Raw genomic sequence first — 17068 nt, forward strand, 5'->3', positions numbered from 1 at the left:
CGTGTCGGTTTCCATCAAGCCGCTCGAGGACCGCATCGTCATCAAGCAGGTCGAGGCCGAGCAGACCACCTCCAGCGGTCTGGTCATCCCTGACACCGCGAAGGAGAAGCCCCAGGAGGGTGAGGTCGTCGCGGTGGGCCCCGGCCGCATCGACGACAACGGCAACCGCATCCCGCTCGACGTCGCTGTCGGCGACCGCGTCATCTACAGCAAGTACGGCGGGACCGAGGTGAAGTTCGGTGCGGACGAGTTCCTCGTCCTTTCGGCTCGCGACGTGCTGGCGGTCGTCGTCCGCTGAGGCCGTCGCGCATAGCGCGTTCTGCGAAGAGGGTCGGATGCTGTGGCATCCGGCCCTCTCGCTGTTCTCAGGCCTCCCTCCGGCGGTGGCCGACATCGCGCGAATGACCGCCGTCGGGGGCTCCCGCGTGCGGAACGCGCAATCTCGGCGGATGGGCCGCACGGGCCGGCGAGCCGTGGACGCGTCCTAGGCTGGATCAGTGACTCACGACGTGCCCTCGACCCGCGGCGGGGACTCCGCCGTGCCGGAGCCGAAGGGGGCGGCGGGACGGCCGGGCGCGTCGGGCGATGCCTCAGACACCGTGCTGACGGACACGCGAGCGATTCGCGCCGCGGGAGCCCACGCCGCGCGTGAGCGGACGCTCGGCGGCGTGTACGCGTTCACGGCGTACCTGCTGTGGGGTTTCATGCCCCTGTACTTCCTCGTGCTGGCCCCGACGGGTCCGTGGGAGGTCGTCGCGTGGCGGGTGATCCTGTCGCTCGTGTTCTGCGCGCTCCTGCTGACGGTCACCCGCACGTGGGCGCGGCTGAGGCGCATCCTGCGCAACCGGCGGCTCGTCTGGTGGACGGTGCTCGCGGGCGGGCTCATCTACATCAACTGGCAGGTCTTCCTCATTGCGACGCTCACGGGGCACGTGATCGAGACGAGCCTCGGGTACTTCATCAACCCGCTCGTGACCGTGCTGCTCGGCGTGCTCGTTCTGCGCGAGCGCGTCACCGTGACCCAATGGGTGGCGCTCGGCATCGCGGCCGCCGCCGTGGTCGTGATCGTCGTCGGGTACGGATCGTTCCCGTGGATCGCGCTCGCGCTCGCCTTCAGCTTCGGCTTCTACGGGCTCGTGAAGAAGCAGATCGGCCCGTCGGTCGACGCCGTGAGCGGCCTGACACTCGAGTCGCTGTGGCTCACGCCGATCGCGATCGCGCAGCTCGTCGCCGTCGGCCTCACCAGCGGCATCACGATGGGGCAGGTGAGCGTCGGCCACACGCTGCTGCTCCTTTGCGCGGGCGCGGTCACGGCGACGCCGCTGCTGTTCTTCGCGGCGGGCGCCCGTCGCGCGCCGCTCACCGTCCTGGGCCTCATGCAGTTCGTCGCGCCGGTCATGCAGTTCATCACCGGTGCGTGGCTCCTCGGCGAGCCGATGCCGACCGAACGGTGGATCGGCTTCGGCCTCGTGTGGCTCGCCCTGATCGTGCTGACGGTGGACTCGCTGCGAAACGCGCGCCGGGCGCGCGCAGCCGCATCGGACCTCGGTGCGATCACCTGACGTCGGCGCGGCTGACTTCGGCGCGGCCGCCGACAGCCGATTGGGTCAGCGCACGAGCCGCGCGATGGCCTCGCTCGCCTCGCGGAGCTTGACTTCGGCCTCTTCGCCGCCCGCCTGCGCCGCGTCGACGACGCAGTGTCGCAGATGGTCGTCGAGCAGCCCGAGCGCGACGGCCTCGAGCGCGCTCGTGAGGGCGCTGATCTGCGTGAGGATGTCGATGCAGTACTTCTCGTCTTCGACCATCTTGTGGATGCCGCGCGCTTGCCCCTCGATGCGCTTGAGGCGATTGAGGTACTTCGCCTTGTCGCTGATGTAGCCGTGGTGACTGTGCTCGGACGGCGCGGCAACGGCGGGGATGATGTCGACGGGTCCGATCGTGGTGTCGGTCATCGGAGTGCTCCTTCGGTGCGGCGCGCGAGCGCGGTGGCGGCACTCGCCGCGGGTGTGATGTCGAGTCGCCGCAGCAGCTGCGCGTTGGCGGCGACGACGATCGTGGAGAGGGACATGAGGATCGCGCCCACCGACATCGGCAGCACGAATCCGAACGGTGCGAGCACGCCCGCGGCGAGAGGCACTGCGATGAGGTTGTACCCGGCGGCCCACCACAAGTTCTGCTTCATCTTGCGGTAGCTCGCGCGCGAGAGCTCGATCACCGACAGCACCGCGCGGGGGTCGTCGCCCGCGAGGATGACGCCGGCCGACGCGATGGCGACATCGGTGCCGGCGCCGATCGCGATGCCGACGTCTGCGGCCGCGAGAGCGGGAGCGTCATTGACGCCGTCTCCCACCATCGCGACGCGACGGCCTTCGGCGTGCAGTTCGGCGACCTTGGCGGCCTTGTCTTCGGGCCGGACTCCGGCGAAGAAGCGACGGATGCCGAGCTCGGCCGCGACCGCGCGGGCGACCGGCTCCGCGTCGCCGGTGATCATCACGACCTCGACGCCGACGGCGTGGAGGGCTGCGACGGCCTCGCGCGACTCGAGGCGGATCTCGTCGTCGAGGCGCAGCGCCCCGGTCACCTCGCGGTCGCGCAGGACGTGCAGGACGGTGGCCCCGTCCTCGTGCCAGGCCGCCGCCTCCGGCAGCTCGGAAGCTGCGTGTTCGGCGAGGAGGCGAGGGCCGCCGACCCGCACCGTCCGGCCGTCGACGGTCGCGCTCACGCCCACCGCGGGGGAGGAGGCGAAGTCCGAGGCATCCGGAATCCGCAGTCCGCGATCGCGCGCGAAGCGCACGACGGCACGCGCGAGCGGGTGCTCACTGTCGGCTTCGGCCGCGGCGGCGAGTGCCAGCACGTCGTCCTCACCGGCACTGCCGGTCATGGCGATACCCGTGACGGCGGGCTCGCCCTTCGTGAGCGTGCCCGTCTTGTCGAACAGCACGGCGTCGACGGTGCGCATCGCCTCGAGAGCGAGGCGATCCTTGACGAGGACGCCGCTGCGTGCCGCCCGCTCGGTCGCGATCGCGACGACGAGCGGGATGGCGAGGCCGAGTGCGTGCGGGCACGCGATCACGAGCACCGAGATGGTGCGGACGACGGCGTCGTCGGGCATACCGAACGCCGTCCACACGACGGCGGTGACGAAGGCGGCGCCGAGAGCGAACCAGAAGAGCCAACCGGCGGCACGGTCGGCGAGGCGCTGCGCGCGCGACGTCGACTTCTGCGCATCGACGACGAGCCGCTGGATGCCGGCGAGCGCCGTGTCGCCGCCGACCGCGGTGACCTCGACGCGCAGGCCGGAATCGGTTGCGACCGTGCCGGCGGTCACCGCGTCGCCGACGCCGCGCACCACTGGCCGGGATTCACCCGTGATCATGGACTCATCCACATCGGCGGTGCCCTCGATGACGCGACCGTCGGCGGGGATGCTCGCACCCGGGCGCACGAGGACCAGGTCGCCCACGCGCAGCTCGGCGGGGGACACCGCCACGACCTCGCCGTCCTCGACGCGCTCGGCGACGTCGGGGAGCAAGGCTGCGAGCGAGTCGAGCGCGGACGACGTCTGCGCGAGCGATCGCATCTCGATCCAGTGCCCCAGCAGCATGATGACGATCAGCAGCGCGAGCTCCCACCAGAAGTCGAGCTCGGGGTGGAGCAGACCGAGACTCGCACCGAGAGACGCGAGGAACGCGACCGTGATCGCCAACCCGATCAGCAGCATCATGCCGGGGCGGCGCGCGCGGAGTTCGCTCACTGCGCCCACGAGGAACGGCGAGCCGCCCCACGCGTACATCACGGTGCCGAGGACCGGCGGGATCCACGCGACGATCGCCAGGTCGGGCAGCTCGTATCCGAGGATCATCGAGAACACCTGCGAGAACCCGACGACGGGGACCGCGAGCGCGAGCATGATCCAGAACAGACGCCGGAACTGCGCGACGTGGTCGGCGCCGTGGTGCGCTTGGCCGTGCGCACCGCCGTGGGCGTCATGGCCATGGTCCTCGTGGGCTGAGGCGTCGTGCACGTGCGCGACGGGTTCTGCCGCAGCGTGATCGTGCGCCGCGTGCTCGCCGTGCGCCGGCGCCGTGTGACCGGCGTGGTCCGAGTGGCCCGTGTGCGTCGTCTCGTGCTCGCTCATGCTCGCTTCACCTCGCTCCGGCCGCCGCGGAAGCGCCGCAGCCGCAGGCTGTTGCCGACCACGAACAGGCTCGAGAACGCCATCGCCGCGCCCGCGATCATCGGATTGAGCAGTCCGAGCGCCGCGAGCGGGATCGCCGCCACGTTGTACGCGAACGCCCAGAAGAGGTTGCCCTTGATCGTGCCGAGCGTGCGTCGGGCGAGGCGGATCGCCTCGGCGGCGCCGCGAAGGTCCCCGCGCACGAGGGTGATGTCGGAGGCCTCGATCGCGGCATCCGTCCCCGTTCCCATCGCGAGGCCCAGGTCTGCCTGCGCGAGCGCGGCGGAGTCGTTCACCCCGTCGCCCACCATCGCGACGACACGCCCCTCGGCCTGCAGCCCGCGCACCACTTCGGCCTTCTCGCTCGGGAGAACCTCGGCGACCACCCGATCGATGCCGACCTCGGCAGCGACACGCTCGGCGGCCGCGCGGTTGTCGCCTGTGAGCAGCACCGGCTCGAGGCCGAGGGAGCGCAGTTCCGCGACCGCCGCGGCGCTCGTGGGCTTCACGGAGTCGGAGACGACGAGGATGCCGCGCGCGGCGGTGTCCCACGCGATGACGACGGTCGCGCTCCCGGTCGCTTCGGCGGCGGCCTGTCGTCGGGCGAGCGGCTCGTCGACCGTGACGCCCCACTCGCGCAGCAGCGCCGGGCGACCCGCGATCACCGAGTGCCCGTCGACGATCCCGGAGACGCCGAGACCCGGCGTGTTCTGGAAGTCCTCGACCGTGGGCAGGGTGCCGACCTCGTCGGCGGCGGTCCGGGCGATCGCGCGGGCGATCGGATGCTCCGACCCCGACTCGAGCGCTCCGGCGAGTCGCAGCAGCTCCTGCCGATCGACGGCCGGGGCGCTCACGACCTCGGTCAGCGCCATGCGCCCCGTCGTCACCGTGCCGGTCTTGTCGAGGACGATCGTGTCGGCGCGTCGTGTCGACTCGAGGACCTCCGGGCCCTTGATGAGGATGCCGAGCTGTGCGCCGCGACCCGTGCCCACGAGGAGCGCGATCGGGGTGGCGAGGCCCAGCGCGCACGGGCACGCGATGATGAGCACCGCGACGCCGGCGGTGAACGCGCTGTTGACCGGGAAGCCCAGCAGCAGCCACGTCGTGACGGTCGCGACGGCGATCACGAGGACGATCGGGACGAACACGCCCGAGATGCGGTCGGCGAGACGCTGCGCGTGAGCCTTGCCCGATTGGGCCTCTTCGACGAGGCGCGCGATCTGCGCCAGTTGCGTGTCGGCGCCGACGCGCGTCGCGCGCACGACGAGCCGGCCTCCTTCGTTCACCGTCGCGCCCAGCACGGCGTCGCCCGGCTCGACCTCGATGGGGACGGCCTCGCCCGTCATGGCGGACGCGTCGACTGCCGAAGTCCCCGAGACGACGACGCCGTCGGTCGCGATCTTCTCGCCGGGACGCACCACGAACTCGTCGCCGACCCGGAGGTCGCCGACCGGAACGCGCACCTCGACCGTCGATCCGTCGTCGCCGCGGAGCACCGCGACGTCCTTGGCGCCCAGGTCGAGGAGAGCGCGGAGCGCGGCGCCGGCTCGACGCTTCGAGCGCAGCTCGATGTAGCGCCCCGCGAGCACGAACGTCGTGACGGCCGAGGCCACCTCGAGATACATGGCGGACTCGGCCGCGCCCGGCCGGATGATCCACTCGAACGATTCGGTCATGCCGGGCATGCCCGCCCCGCCGAGGAACAGTGCGTACAGCGACCACACGAACGCCGCGGACACCCCGAGCGAGATGAGGGTGTCCATCGTCGCGGCGCCGTGGCGGAGGTTGATCCACGCGGCGCGGTGGAACGGCCACGCCGCCCACACGACGACGGGCGCGGCGAGCGTGAGCGACGCCCACTGCCAGTACGTGAACTGGAGCGCGGGCACCATCGCGAGCACGACGACGGGAACCGAGAGCACGATCGCGCCGATGAGCCGCTGTCGCAGCGACGTCAGCTCGGGGTCGTCGGGCTCGCGCCCGTCGCGTTCGTCTGCGGGGGGAGCGGGGACGGATGCCGTGTACCCGGCCTTCTCGACCTCGTCGATGAGCGCAGCGGGGTCGAGCAGCCCCGGAGGACCTTCGACGACCGCCTTCTCGGTGGCGTAGTTGACGCTCGCCACGACGCCGTCGAGGCGGTTGAGCCGCTTCTCGATGCGTGCCGCGCACGAGGCGCACGTCATGCCGCCGATCTCGAGCTCGAGACGGGCGTCGGAAGGCCGGACGGTGGACATCAGGCGCGGACCGCGGTGTACCCGGCCTCGTCGACGGCGGCGATCACGGCATCGTCGGCGATGGGCGCTGCGGATGTCACGATCAGGCGGCCGCTCGCGGCGCTCACGTCGATCGACTCGACGCCTGCGAGCTTCGAGACCTCGCCGCGCACCGCGCGCTCGCAGTGGCCGCAGCTCATGCCGGTCACCTGGTACTCCGTCGTCGTGGTCATGTCTCTCCTCATAAGCGGGGGCGCCGGCTCTGTGCGGCGATTCAGGAATCGGGATACCCCCTGGGGGTACCTGCCAGGTGCAAGTCTATGCGCGCCTCAGACATTCCCGGGTCGCGGAGTCGGCGGCATCCGCCCGTGCGACCTCGACACCGTTACACATCGTTAACGAAAGGCAACATTGCCGACGCCGAGGTGCGGTTAGGTTAGGTGAACTGGGGCGGCTTCCCGAGGTCGCCCCGCGTTCATACACAGCAAGGAGCAACATGAGCGGCTTCATTCGTTCGCGCGCCGGGAAGGCCATCGGCGGCATCGCCGCCGTCGGAATCAGCGCGCTCTTCCTCGCCGGCTGCACCGGCACCGGTGGCGGCGGAGACGCCTCCGAGCCGGCTGACCAGCCTCGTGAGGAGCTGAACCTCACGATCGGCACGGCTCTGCCCCAGACGGGCAACCTCGCGTTCCTCGGCCCGCCCGAGGAGGCCGGTGTCGCGTACGCGGTCTCGCAGATCAACGAGGTGTCCGACACCACGGGCCTGACGCTCGAGGTCGTCTACGGCGACTCGGGCGACACCGACAACAAGGCGTACGAGACCGAGATCCCGCGTCTGCTCGGCGAGGACGTCTCGGCCATCATCGGCGCGGCGTCGTCGGGCACGTCGCTCCAGTTCATCGACCAGGTCGTCGGCGCGGGCGTCATCCAGTTCTCGCCCGCCAACACCTCCGACCAGTTCACGACGTACGACGACAACGGCCTGTACTTCCGCACGGCCCCGTCGGACGTGCTGCAGGGCGAGGTGCTCGGCAACCTGATCGCCGAGGACGGCGCTCAGACGCTCGGCATGATCGTGCTGAACGACTCGTACGGCACCGGCCTGGCCAAGTACGTCACCGAGTCGTTCGAGGCTGCGGGCGGCGAGGTCGTCGCGGCTCCCACGTACAACACGGGTGACACGACGTTCGACGCCCAGATCTCGGAGGTCCTCGCGGCCGACCCCGACGCGATCGCGCTGATCACGTTCGAAGAGGTCAAGACCATCCTCCCGAGCCTGTTCGGTCAGTTCCCCGCCGACAAGCTGTACTTCGTCGACGGCAACCTGGCGAACTTCGGCGACGAGTTCCCGGCCGGCTCTCTCACGGGCGCGAAGGGCACGCTCCCCGGTCTGTCGATCGACTCGATCAGCGACTTCACGAGCGCGCTCGACGAGTTCGTCGCCTCCGAGGGCATCGAGCCGCTGACCGAGTACAGCTACGCGGCGGAGTCGTTCGACGCGACCATCCTGCTCGCGCTGGCTGCGCTCGCCGCCAACTCGACCGACCCGGCCGACATCGCTGCGAAGCTGATCGAGGTCTCGGGTGGCGAGGGCGACGGTGAGAAGTGCACCACCTACGCCGAGTGCGCCGAGATCATCGTGGGCGGCGGCGTCGCCGACTACGACGGCGTCTCCGGCCCGATCACGTTCGACGAGGTCGGCGACCCGACCGAGGCGTCGATCGGCATCTACCAGTTCGGTGAGGACAACAACTACTCGGCTTACGAGGGCTGATCCTCTCTGACACACAGCGCCCTCGGGTCTTCGGACCCGGGGGCGCTGTCTTGTGCGCGCTTCGTCTGGCTGCGCTCGCTCAGCGACGGAGAGTGCCGGACACGACGGAGGGGGCGGATGCCGCAGCATCCGCCCCCTCCGTCGTTCGACGTCTCAGCGCGTCACGTGCCGAGCGTGCCGAGGTAGAGCTCGGTGACCTTCGGGTCGTTGAGCAGATCGCGTCCGGAGCCCGTGTAGGCGTCGCGGCCTTGGTCGAGGACGTAGCCGCGGTCGCAGATCTGCAGGCAGCGACGCGCGTTCTGCTCGACCATGATGCACGTGACGCCGGCCCTGTTGATCTCGGAGACGCGGATGAACGCCTCGTCCTGCCGGACGGGGGACAGGCCCGCGGACGGCTCGTCGAGGAGGAGCACCTTGGGGTCCATCATGAGCGCACGGCTCATCGCGACCATCTGGCGCTCACCGCCCGACAGCGAGCCCGCGCGCTGCTTGAGGCGCTTGCCCAGCTCCGAGAAGATGCCCGTCACGAACTCGAGGCGCTCCTTGTAGATGCCGGGCCGCTGGTAGAGGCCCATCTGGAGGTTCTCCTCGATCGTGAGGCTCGGGAACACGTTGTTCGTCTGGGGGATCATGCCGACGCCGCGCGCGACGAGCTTGTTGGCGCGCAGGCCCGTGATGTCTTCGCCCTCGAGCTCGATCGTCCCCTTGCGGATCTGCACCTGGCCGAAGATCGCCTTGAGGAGCGTCGACTTGCCGGCGCCGTTCGGGCCGATGATGCCGATCAGCTCGCCCTCGTACGCGTCGAGCGAGCATCCGTTGAGGATGTTCACGCCCGGGAGATAGCCGGCGTGCACGTCCTTGATCGCGACGACCGGGGTGCTGGTGGCGGTGGGGGTGCTCACTTGCCCTCCTCCTGCTCTTCGGCGATGCCCTCTTCGACGATCGCGTCAGCGGATGCATCGGCGGATGCCGCGGCATCCGTCGTCGGGTCCGCCTGGATCACGTCGATGCGTCCGGTCACGACGCCGAGATCGAGTTCCTGGTGCGCACCGAGGTACGCGTCGACGACCGCGGGGTTGCGCATCACCGAGTACGGGTCGCCCTCGGCGACGATGCGGCCCTCCGCCATCACGACGACCCAGTCGGCGATGTGGCGGACCATGTGCATGTCGTGCTCGACGAACAGCACCGTCATGCCCTCGTCCTTCAGGTCGAGGATGTGGTCGAGCAGCGACTGCGTCAGCGCGGGGTTGACGCCCGCCATCGGCTCGTCGAGCATGACGAGCGTCGGATCGGTCATGAGCGACCGCGCCATCTCGAGGAGCTTGCGCTGACCGCCCGACAGGCTGGCCGCGAAGTCCTCGGCCTTCGCGTCGAGCTTGAACTTCGTGAGGATGCGCATCGCGCGCTCTTCGAGCTCGGCATCCTGCTTGCGCCACAGGGCCGGGATGAGGCTCGACCAGAAGCGCTCGCCGCGCTGGCCGTTGGCGCCGAGCTTCATGTTGTCGAGCACGGTCAGCAGGCCCAGCGCCTTCGTGAGCTGGAACGTGCGCACGAGGCCCATGCGGGCGACCTTGTAGGCGGGCATGCCCGACAGGGAGCGGCCGTTGAAGCTCCACGTGCCCTCGTCGGGCTTGTCGAATCCCGTCAGCAGGTTGAAGAGCGTCGTCTTGCCGGCACCGTTCGGGCCGATGAGCGCCGTGATGGCACCGCGCGGGATCTCGAGGTGATCGACGTCGACCGCGTTCACGCCGCCGAACGAACGGCGCACGTTGTCGGCGACGATGATCGGGTCGACCTTCTTGCAGCCGGGCTCGGCGTCGCCGATGTGCAGGCCGGTGGCCTTCGGCCTGGGGATGGGCGAGGTCATCGTCGGCTGGGCGCCGGTCTGCGGGGACTCGGCGCCGACGGGCGTGGCGCCCGTGCCGTTCGGAGTGTCACTTGACAAAGGTCAGCTCCTTCTTGTTGCCGAGGAGGCCCTGCGGCATGAAGATCACCAGCAGCATGAGCGCGACGCCCACGAGGATGAAGCGCAGCGTTCCGGCCTGGATCTGGCTCAGGCCGAACAGCAGGCCCGCCTGCGCGAGCGCCGGGAGCACGTTGCTGAGGAAGGTCTGGAGCGCCCAGAAGATGAGCGAGCCGAGCAGCGGGCCGAACACGGTCGCCGCACCGCCCAGCAGGAGGGCGGTCCAGACGAAGAACGTGAGCGAGGTCACGTAGACGCCGGGGCTCACGGCGGATGGCAGCGCGTACACGATGCCGCCCGCGGCCGCGAGGACGCCGCCGAGCACGAGCGCCTGGAGCTTGTACGAGAAGACGTTCTTGCCGAGCGAGCGCACGGCGTCCTCGTCCTCACGGATGCCCTTGAGCACGCGGCCCCACGGGCTGTGCGTGAGCATCCACACGACCAGCACCGCGATGCCGATCGTGACGAGGCCCATGATTCGCACCCACCACCCGGTGTCGTTGTAGGTCCACGGGCCGAAGCCGTAGGTGCCTTCGGGGAGCGGGTTCGACGCACGGAAGCTCGCGTGGTAGCCGCTCAGGCCGTCGGCGGAGCCCGTCACCTCGTCGAATGCGGTCGTGAGGAAGAGCAGTCGCACCACCTCGGCGGCTGCGATCGTCACGATCGCGAGGTAGTCGCCTCGCAGTCGCAGCGTCGGGATGCCGAGGATGAGTGCGAACACGGCCGCCGCCACGAGACCGATGATCGCGCCGAGCCACCATTCGAAGCCGAAGGTGAGGATCGAGATCGCGTAGCCGTACGCGCCGATGGCCATGAAGCCCGCGATGCCCATGTTGATGAGGCCCGCGTACCCGAAGTGCACGGCGAGGCCGAGCGCGGCGAGGGCGTACCCCATCGTCGCCGGACTCAGGATCGACGAGGCGGTGTTGGAGAGGATCTGCAGCCAGTCCATGAGGCGCCCTTAACCTATTCTCTCTCGGCGACCGAGGATGCCCTGTGGTCGGAACAGCAGGATGACGATGAGGATGAACAGTGCGCTCGCGTACTTGAGGTCCGCGGGGATCCACAGCGTCGACACCTCGACGAGGACGCCGACGATGAGCGCGCCGACGAGTGCGCCGAACGCGGTTCCCAAGCCACCGAGCACGACGGCGGAGAACATCAGCAGCAGCACCTGCGCGCCCATGTCCCACTTGATGCCCGGACGGTAGTACGCGTACAGGATGCCCGCGAGGCCGGCGAGGCCGCCCGCGAGGGTCCACACGACGCGTACGACGAAGTCGACGTCGATGCCGGATGCCGCGGCCAGCGACGGGTTGTCGGAGATCGCCCGCGTGGCCTTGCCCAGGCGGCTCTGGGTGAGCCAGAGCGCGAAGGCGACGATCACGACGATCGCGATGGCGATCGAGGCCATGTCGATCACGCTCAGCTGGACCGCGCCGAACAGCGGGATCTTCGGATCGGACGCGCCCGGCAGCTGGCGCGTGCCGCCGCCGATGAAGATCTGGAAGGTGTAGCGCAGCGCGAGCGAGAGGCCGATGCTCACGATCATGAGCTGCACGAGGCCTACGCGTTTACGACGCAGCGGACGCCAGAGTATGACGTCGAGCACGAGGCCGAGCAGTGCGCTCAGGATCACGGCGAACGGATATCCGAGCCACCACGGCAAGGCGAGGCTCGCCGGTCCGACGAGGAACACCGCGGCGATCGCGCCGAAGGTCACCATCTCGCCGTGGGCGAAGTTCGAGATGCCGGTCGTGCCGTACACGAGCGAGAGGCCGACCGCCGCGAGGGCGAGCATGAGGCCGAAGCTGAGGCCCTGCACGACACGTGCGACGAGCTGGTCGAAGAAGCTCGTGACGTTGCGCTGGCCTTCGCCGATGAAGAAGTTGGCCGTCACGCGGCCGCCGGGGCCGACCGTGACCTCCTTCACGTTGGGCGTCTCGTCTTCGGGGTCGACGACGGCGATGCCTTCGGGGAGCGTCTCTTCATCGAGCGTCACCGTGTAGTCGGCGTTGCGCTCGGGAACCCCGACGCGCCATTGGCCGTTCTCGTCCGTCTCGACCTCCTGCTCGCCGCCGGGGCCGTCGATCGTCAGTCGCACGCCCTCGAGCGGCTCGCCGTCGAGCTGCACATTGCCGCTGATGCGGTACGGATCGTCTTCGTCGGCGTAGGCGGATGCCGCGGGCAGGAACAGCCCCAGCAGCATCATCGCGAGGGCCGCGAGGGCGACGATCGTCCGTGCGCGAGGACCGCGCAGAGCGGTCTCAGTCGTAGGACCCAACAGAACCTCCCATGTCGGCACCGCGCACCGAAGGTCCGGGTCGCATCGGCCGTGATGAACGACGGTACGAGAGTAATGTGTCGAGTCTGTTTCGCCCAATCACATCCGTGCGACGTGACCGAATCGGAACGTCGGCGGGTGGAGCATCCGTCATTCTGCGCCTTTCGGCGGACTCAGCCGGCGGGGAATCTTTTCCCAGGCGCCCCGCTTAGAATCAGGTACGGAGCGCCTCCGCGCACCGGCCGCCGCCGTCCACTTTCGAGCACCGCGCCCGATGCATCCGCAAAGTGCGCAGGAGAATCCATGGAGCACAACGACCCGTTCGGTTTCGTCGGACTCACCTACGATGACGTCCTCCTCCTTCCCGGGCACACCGACGTGATCCCGAGCGAGGCCGACACCTCCTCGCGCGTGACGCGCCGCATCACGGTGGCGACGCCGCTGCTGTCGGCCGCGATGGACACGGTGACCGAGGCGCGCATGGCGATCGCGGTCGCACGCGAGGGCGGACTCGGCATCCTGCACCGAAACGCCTCGATCGAGGAGCAGGCGGCGATGGTCGACCGCGTCAAGCGCAGCGAGTCGGGCATGATCACCGACCCGATCACGACCACGCCGGATGCCACGATCGACGAGGTCGACGCGCTGTGCGCGAAGTACCGCATCTCGGGTCTCCCTGTCGTCGACGAGGAAGGGCGCCTGCTCGGCATCATCACCAACCGCGACATGCGCTTCGTGTCGGGCTTCGAGCGCCAGACGACGAAGGTGCGCGATGTCATGACCAGCGAGGGGCTGGTCACCGGTCGCGTCGGCATCGGCGCGAACGAGGTCATCGCGCTGTTCGCGCAGCACCGCGTCGAGAAGCTGCCGCTCATCGACGACGACGGCAAGCTCGCCGGCCTCATCACCATCAAGGACTTCGACAAGAGCGAGAAGTACCCTCTCGCCACCAAAGACGAGCAGGGCCGCCTCCGTGTCGGCGCGGCGATCGGCTTCTTCGGCGATGCGTGGCAGCGCGCCGAGGCCCTCCGCGATGCGGGTGTCGACGTCCTCGTCGTCGACACCGCGAACGGCCAGTCGGCCGGCGTGATCGAGATGATCAAGCGCATCAAGGCGGACTCGTCGTTCGACCACATCGACGTCATCGGCGGCAACGTCGCCACGCGCGAGGGCGCGCAGGCGCTCGTCGAGGCGGGAGCGGATGCCGTCAAGGTCGGCGTCGGTCCGGGCTCGATCTGCACGACCCGCGTCGTCGCCGGCGTCGGCGTCCCGCAGGTGACCGCGATCTGGGAGGCGTTCCAGGCCACACGGGAGGCCGGCATCCCGGTCATCGCCGACGGTGGTCTCCAGTACTCGGGCGACATCGCGAAGGCTCTCGTCGCGGGCGCCGACACCGTCATGATCGGGTCGCTGTTCGCCGGCACCGACGAGGCTCCCGGCGAGATCGTGTTCCAAGGCGGCAAGCAGTTCAAGCAGTACCGCGGCATGGGCTCGCTCGGAGCCCTGCAGACGCGCGGCAAGAAGACGTCCTACTCGAAGGACCGCTACTTCCAGGCCGACGTCCCCACCGACGACAAGCTCATCCCGGAGGGCATCGAGGGCCAGGTCGCGTACCGCGGTCCGGTGTCGGCGGTCGCGTACCAGCTCGTGGGCGGCCTGCGTCAGTCGATGTTCTACGTCGGTGCGCGCACGATCGAGGAGCTCAAGGCCAAGGGCAAGTTCGTGCGGATCACGGCGGCGGGACTCAAGGAGTCGCACCCGCACGACGTCCAGATCGTGGTCGAGGCGCCGAACTACAAGAAGTGACGCATCGGCGGGGCATCCGCCGGTACCCTGATCCGCATGATCAGGCAGCGCCGACACCCCGCCGCAACGCAGGGCGCGACGCGGCTCGAGGCATTCACCGACGGGGTCTTCGCCATCGCGGCGACCCTGCTCGTGCTCGACCTCACGACGTACTCGCTCGGCGAGATCGACTCCGACACCGAGATGTGGGCCGCGCTCGGGCAGATGTGGCCCCTGTTCGGCAACTTCGCGCTGAGCTTCGTGCTGCTGTGCCTTCTGTGGATGGTGCACGTGCAGCAGTTCGAGCACATCGCCCGCGTCGACTCGGTCCTCGTGTGGCTCAACAGCGCCAGGCTGCTGTTCATCGTGCTCGTGCCGTTCGCGACGAACCTCACGACGGAGTACTCGGAGTTCCTCGCCGGACGCATCGCGATGCCGCTCGCGTTCTTCTTCTCGATCCTCTTCGGCTGGCTGCAGTGGATCTGGGCCGTCCGGCATCACGAGGTCATGCTCCCCGACCTGAGCGTGACCGAGGCGCGGTCTCTCGGCCGTGGGGCGCTCAGCGCCCTCATCATCGGCGCTCTCGTCGTCGTGCTCGCCCCGTGGGTCGGCTCGGTGGCGTTCGCCCTCTTCTTCTTCGACGGGGTCTTCACACGCATCCTGCGAGGCAAGTCGACCTATTAGGCCGATCAGGGGGTTCCGGATGCCGCGCCCCGGCGTATCGTCGGGGCCATGTGCCGCAACATCCACACGCTCCACAACTTCGAGCCCGCCGCGACGCCCGAAGAGGTCCACGCGGCGGCGCTGCAGTACGTGCGCAAGATCGCCGGGACGACGAAGCCCTCCAAGGCGAACCAGGAGGCGTTCGACCGCGCCGTCCACGAGATCGCGCACATCACCCAGCACCTCCTCGACGACCTCGTCACGACGGCCCCGCCCAAGAACCGCGAGGTCGAGGCGCAGAAGGCGCGCGAGCGCGCGGTGAAGTCCGGTCGCTACGCGGCGGCGTGAGCCGCGGCATCCGTCGGCACCCCGGACACTGAGCGAGCGAAGCGAGACGAAGCGCGCTGAGGTAGTCTGATCGGCTCCTCACCCGGCGATCGAGCCGCGCGCGGAGCAGACAGGGATCATCGTGGGCTACATCGACATCGCCTCCGTCTCGTTCGCGCTCCCGGACGGCCGGCCGCTCCTCGACGACGTGTCGTTCCGCGTCGGCGAGGGCTCGACGACGGCGCTCATCGGGCAGAACGGCGCCGGCAAGACGACGCTGCTGCGGATCATCCGCGGCGAGCTGCCTCCGCTGTCGGGGACAGTCTCGATCGACGGCGGCCTGGGCGTGATGGACCAGTTCATCGGGCACGGCAAGCCCGGCGAGACCGTGCACGACCTGCTCATCGCGGTCGCGCCCGGGCGCGTGCGACGCGCCGCACGCGAGCTCGAGGACTCAGAAGCGGCGATCATCGAGCGCGACGACCTCGACACGCAGATGCGCTACGCGGCGGCGCTCGCCGAGTACGCCGAGGCGGGCGGCTACGAGTACGAGACGGTGTGGGACACGTGCACGGTCGCGGCGCTCGGCGTGCCTTTCACGCGCGCGCGGTTCCGCGAGCTGACCACGCTGTCGGGCGGCGAGCAGAAGCGTCTCGCGCTCGAGGCCCTGCTGCGCGGGCCCGATCAGGTGCTGCTGCTCGATGAGCCCGACAACTACCTCGACGTGCCGGGCAAGCGGTGGCTCGAGGAACGCCTGCGCGAGACGAACAAGACGGTCCTGCTCGTTTCGCACGACCGCGAGCTTCTCGCGCGTGCGGCCGACCGCATCGTGACGCTCGAAGTGGGCGGCGCGGGGAGCACGGCGTGGGTGCACGGCGGAAGCTTCGCGACCTACCATCGGGCGCGCGAGGAGCGCATGGCGCGCCTCGACGAGCTGCGTCGGCGGTGGGACGAGCAGCACGCGAAGCTCAAGGCACTCGTGGCCGACCTCAAAGTCAAGGCGGCGGCCAATGACGGCTTCGCGTCGCGGTACCGTGCCGCGCAGACGCGGCTGCGGATGTTCGAGGAGGCCGGCCCGCCGCTCGAGCGTCCGAAGGAGCAGAGTCTCGACGTGCGCCTGCGCGGCGCGCGCACGGGACGCCGCGCGGTCGTCGCCGAGCAGCTCGAGCTCACCGGTCTCATGAAGCCCTTCGACCTCGAGGTGTGGTTCGGCGACCGCGTCGCGGTGCTCGGCTCGAACGGATCGGGCAAGTCGCACTTCCTCCGCCTGCTCGCGCGGGGTGGCACGGATCCCGACGCGCGGCTCGGTCATGTGACGTCGGTCGGCGAGACGCTCGATCCCGTGCCGCACACGGGGCGAGCGATCCTCGGGGCGCGTGTCGTGCCCGGCTGGTTCGCGCAGACGCACCGGCATCCGGAGTTCGCGGCGCGCACGCTGCTCGACATCCTGCACCGCGGCGAAGACGCCCGGCCCGGCATGCAGCGCGACGCCGCGAGCTCGGCGCTGGACCGCTACGGACTCGTCGCGCAGGCGCTCCAGACCTTCGACAGCCTCTCGGGCGGGCAGCAGGCGCGGTTCCAGATCCTGCTCCTCGAGCTCTCGGGCGCCACGCTCCTCCTCCTGGACGAGCCGACCGACAACCTCGACCTCGTGTCGGCCGAGGCGCTGCAGGACGCGCTCGCTCGCTTCGAGGGGACGGTCCTCGCCGTGACCCACGACCGATGGCTTGCGAAGTCGTTCGACCGATTCCTCGTGTTCGGGGAGGACGGCCGCGTCTTCGAGTCCGACGAGCCCGTGTGGGACGAAGGACGCGTCGCACGGGCGCGCTGACGATCGCGTGACCGCGGGTGCGGCATCCGTCTGATCGCCCCTCCTGAG

General features: G+C 69.7%; 15 protein-coding genes. 7 read left to right on the plus strand and 8 right to left on the minus strand.

Annotation, left to right across the window (positions count from 1 at the left end; genetic code table 11):
- Window position 1: 1 nt before the first annotated feature.
- Both groES and rarD read left to right on the plus strand, forming a co-directional pair.
- Complete coding sequence (gene groES / locus VFF97_RS05370; RefSeq protein WP_325032458.1) at window positions 2-298, plus strand: co-chaperone GroES; 297 nt, start codon at window positions 2-4, stop codon at window positions 296-298.
- A 322-nt stretch (window positions 299-620) separates the two neighbouring features.
- On the plus strand, window positions 621-1562 hold the full coding sequence (gene rarD / locus VFF97_RS05375; protein ID WP_325032518.1) for an EamA family transporter RarD: 942 nt from the start codon (window positions 621-623) through the stop codon (window positions 1560-1562).
- 45 nt (window positions 1563-1607) lie between these two features.
- Here the strand turns inward: rarD and VFF97_RS05380 are convergent, their stop codons facing one another.
- The 4 genes from VFF97_RS05380 to VFF97_RS05395 are packed head-to-tail and all read right to left on the minus strand — an operon-like array spanning window position 1608 to window position 6623.
- Window positions 1608-1952, minus strand: coding sequence for a metal-sensitive transcriptional regulator (locus VFF97_RS05380; RefSeq protein ID WP_325032459.1), 345 nt, complete (start codon window positions 1950-1952; stop codon window positions 1608-1610).
- Entirely contained in the window at window positions 1949-4138 is a 2190-nt protein-coding gene (locus VFF97_RS05385) for a heavy metal translocating P-type ATPase (RefSeq protein ID WP_325032460.1), read from the minus strand. The genes VFF97_RS05380 and VFF97_RS05385 overlap by 4 nt, the downstream gene beginning before the upstream one ends.
- Entirely contained in the window at window positions 4135-6411 is a 2277-nt protein-coding gene (locus tag VFF97_RS05390; RefSeq protein WP_325032461.1) for a heavy metal translocating P-type ATPase, read from the minus strand. Before VFF97_RS05390 ends, VFF97_RS05385 begins: the two co-directional genes overlap by 4 nt.
- Window positions 6411-6623, minus strand: a complete 213-nt coding sequence (locus VFF97_RS05395; protein ID WP_325032462.1) for a heavy-metal-associated domain-containing protein — start codon at window positions 6621-6623, stop codon at window positions 6411-6413. The genes VFF97_RS05390 and VFF97_RS05395 overlap by 1 nt, the downstream gene beginning before the upstream one ends.
- A gap of 263 nt (window positions 6624-6886) precedes the next feature.
- Between VFF97_RS05395 and VFF97_RS05400 the strand changes: the two genes are divergently transcribed.
- Window positions 6887-8164, plus strand: a complete 1278-nt coding sequence (locus VFF97_RS05400) for an ABC transporter substrate-binding protein (protein ID WP_325032463.1) — start codon at window positions 6887-6889, stop codon at window positions 8162-8164.
- Window positions 8165-8325: 161 nt separating this feature from the next.
- Here VFF97_RS05400 and VFF97_RS05405 read toward each other — a convergent pair whose 3' ends face one another.
- From VFF97_RS05405 to VFF97_RS05420, 4 genes are all read right to left on the minus strand, one after another.
- Window positions 8326-9066, minus strand: coding sequence for an ABC transporter ATP-binding protein (locus tag VFF97_RS05405; protein ID WP_325032464.1), 741 nt, complete (start codon window positions 9064-9066; stop codon window positions 8326-8328).
- Entirely contained in the window at window positions 9063-10034 is a 972-nt protein-coding gene (locus tag VFF97_RS05410; RefSeq protein ID WP_325032519.1) for an ABC transporter ATP-binding protein, read from the minus strand. The genes VFF97_RS05405 and VFF97_RS05410 overlap by 4 nt, the downstream gene beginning before the upstream one ends.
- Before the next feature lie 67 nt (window positions 10035-10101).
- Window positions 10102-11082 carry a branched-chain amino acid ABC transporter permease gene (locus tag VFF97_RS05415; protein ID WP_325032465.1) on the minus strand — a complete coding sequence of 327 codons (981 nt, stop codon included), beginning with the start codon at window positions 11080-11082 and terminating at the stop codon, window positions 10102-10104.
- Between the two features lie 9 nt (window positions 11083-11091).
- Window positions 11092-12339 carry an ABC transporter permease subunit gene (locus VFF97_RS05420; protein ID WP_414684226.1) on the minus strand — a complete coding sequence of 416 codons (1248 nt, stop codon included), beginning with the start codon at window positions 12337-12339 and terminating at the stop codon, window positions 11092-11094.
- Window positions 12340-12717: 378 nt separating this feature from the next.
- On the opposite strand from VFF97_RS05420, the gene guaB reads away from it, so the two are divergent.
- From guaB to VFF97_RS05440, 4 genes are all read left to right on the plus strand, one after another.
- The gene (guaB, locus tag VFF97_RS05425; RefSeq protein ID WP_325032466.1) at window positions 12718-14220 is read left to right on the plus strand and encodes an IMP dehydrogenase; all 1503 of its coding nucleotides are present in this window, start codon (window positions 12718-12720) and stop codon (window positions 14218-14220) included.
- Between the two features lie 36 nt (window positions 14221-14256).
- A complete protein-coding gene (locus VFF97_RS05430) occupies window positions 14257-14883 on the plus strand; it encodes a TMEM175 family protein (protein WP_325032467.1) in 627 nt (208 codons plus the stop codon).
- Window positions 14884-14931: 48 nt separating this feature from the next.
- Entirely contained in the window at window positions 14932-15210 is a 279-nt protein-coding gene (locus VFF97_RS05435; RefSeq protein WP_325032468.1) for a DUF2277 domain-containing protein, read from the plus strand.
- Between the two features lie 121 nt (window positions 15211-15331).
- Complete coding sequence (locus VFF97_RS05440) at window positions 15332-17020, plus strand: ABC-F family ATP-binding cassette domain-containing protein (protein ID WP_325032469.1); 1689 nt, start codon at window positions 15332-15334, stop codon at window positions 17018-17020.
- The last annotated feature ends 48 nt before the right edge of the window (window positions 17021-17068 follow it).

Source organism: Microbacterium sp. (genome assembly GCF_035687345.1).
Taxonomy (GTDB): domain Bacteria; phylum Actinomycetota; class Actinomycetes; order Actinomycetales; family Microbacteriaceae; genus Microbacterium.

What these genes read in the sequence shown, in the direction of transcription:
- VFF97_RS05380 (WP_325032459.1), bottom strand. Translation starts at nt 1,952, where the DNA reads ATGACCGACACCACGATCGGACCCGTCGACATCATCCCCGCCGTTGCC.
- VFF97_RS05385 (WP_325032460.1), bottom strand. Translation starts at nt 4,138, where the DNA reads ATGAGCGAGCACGAGACGACGCACACGGGCCACTCGGACCACGCCGGT.
- VFF97_RS05390 (WP_325032461.1), bottom strand. Translation starts at nt 6,411, where the DNA reads ATGTCCACCGTCCGGCCTTCCGACGCCCGTCTCGAGCTCGAGATCGGC.
- VFF97_RS05395 (WP_325032462.1), bottom strand. Translation starts at nt 6,623, where the DNA reads ATGACCACGACGACGGAGTACCAGGTGACCGGCATGAGCTGCGGCCAC.
- VFF97_RS05400 (WP_325032463.1), top strand. Translation starts at nt 6,887, where the DNA reads ATGAGCGGCTTCATTCGTTCGCGCGCCGGGAAGGCCATCGGCGGCATC.
- VFF97_RS05410 (WP_325032519.1), bottom strand. Translation starts at nt 10,034, where the DNA reads ATGACCTCGCCCATCCCCAGGCCGAAGGCCACCGGCCTGCACATCGGC.
- VFF97_RS05415 (WP_325032465.1), bottom strand. Translation starts at nt 11,082, where the DNA reads ATGGACTGGCTGCAGATCCTCTCCAACACCGCCTCGTCGATCCTGAGT.
- VFF97_RS05420 (WP_414684226.1), bottom strand. Translation starts at nt 12,339, where the DNA reads ATGCTGCTGGGGCTGTTCCTGCCCGCGGCATCCGCCTACGCCGACGAA.
- guaB (WP_325032466.1), top strand. Translation starts at nt 12,718, where the DNA reads ATGGAGCACAACGACCCGTTCGGTTTCGTCGGACTCACCTACGATGAC.
- VFF97_RS05430 (WP_325032467.1), top strand. Translation starts at nt 14,257, where the DNA reads ATGATCAGGCAGCGCCGACACCCCGCCGCAACGCAGGGCGCGACGCGG.
- VFF97_RS05435 (WP_325032468.1), top strand. Translation starts at nt 14,932, where the DNA reads ATGTGCCGCAACATCCACACGCTCCACAACTTCGAGCCCGCCGCGACG.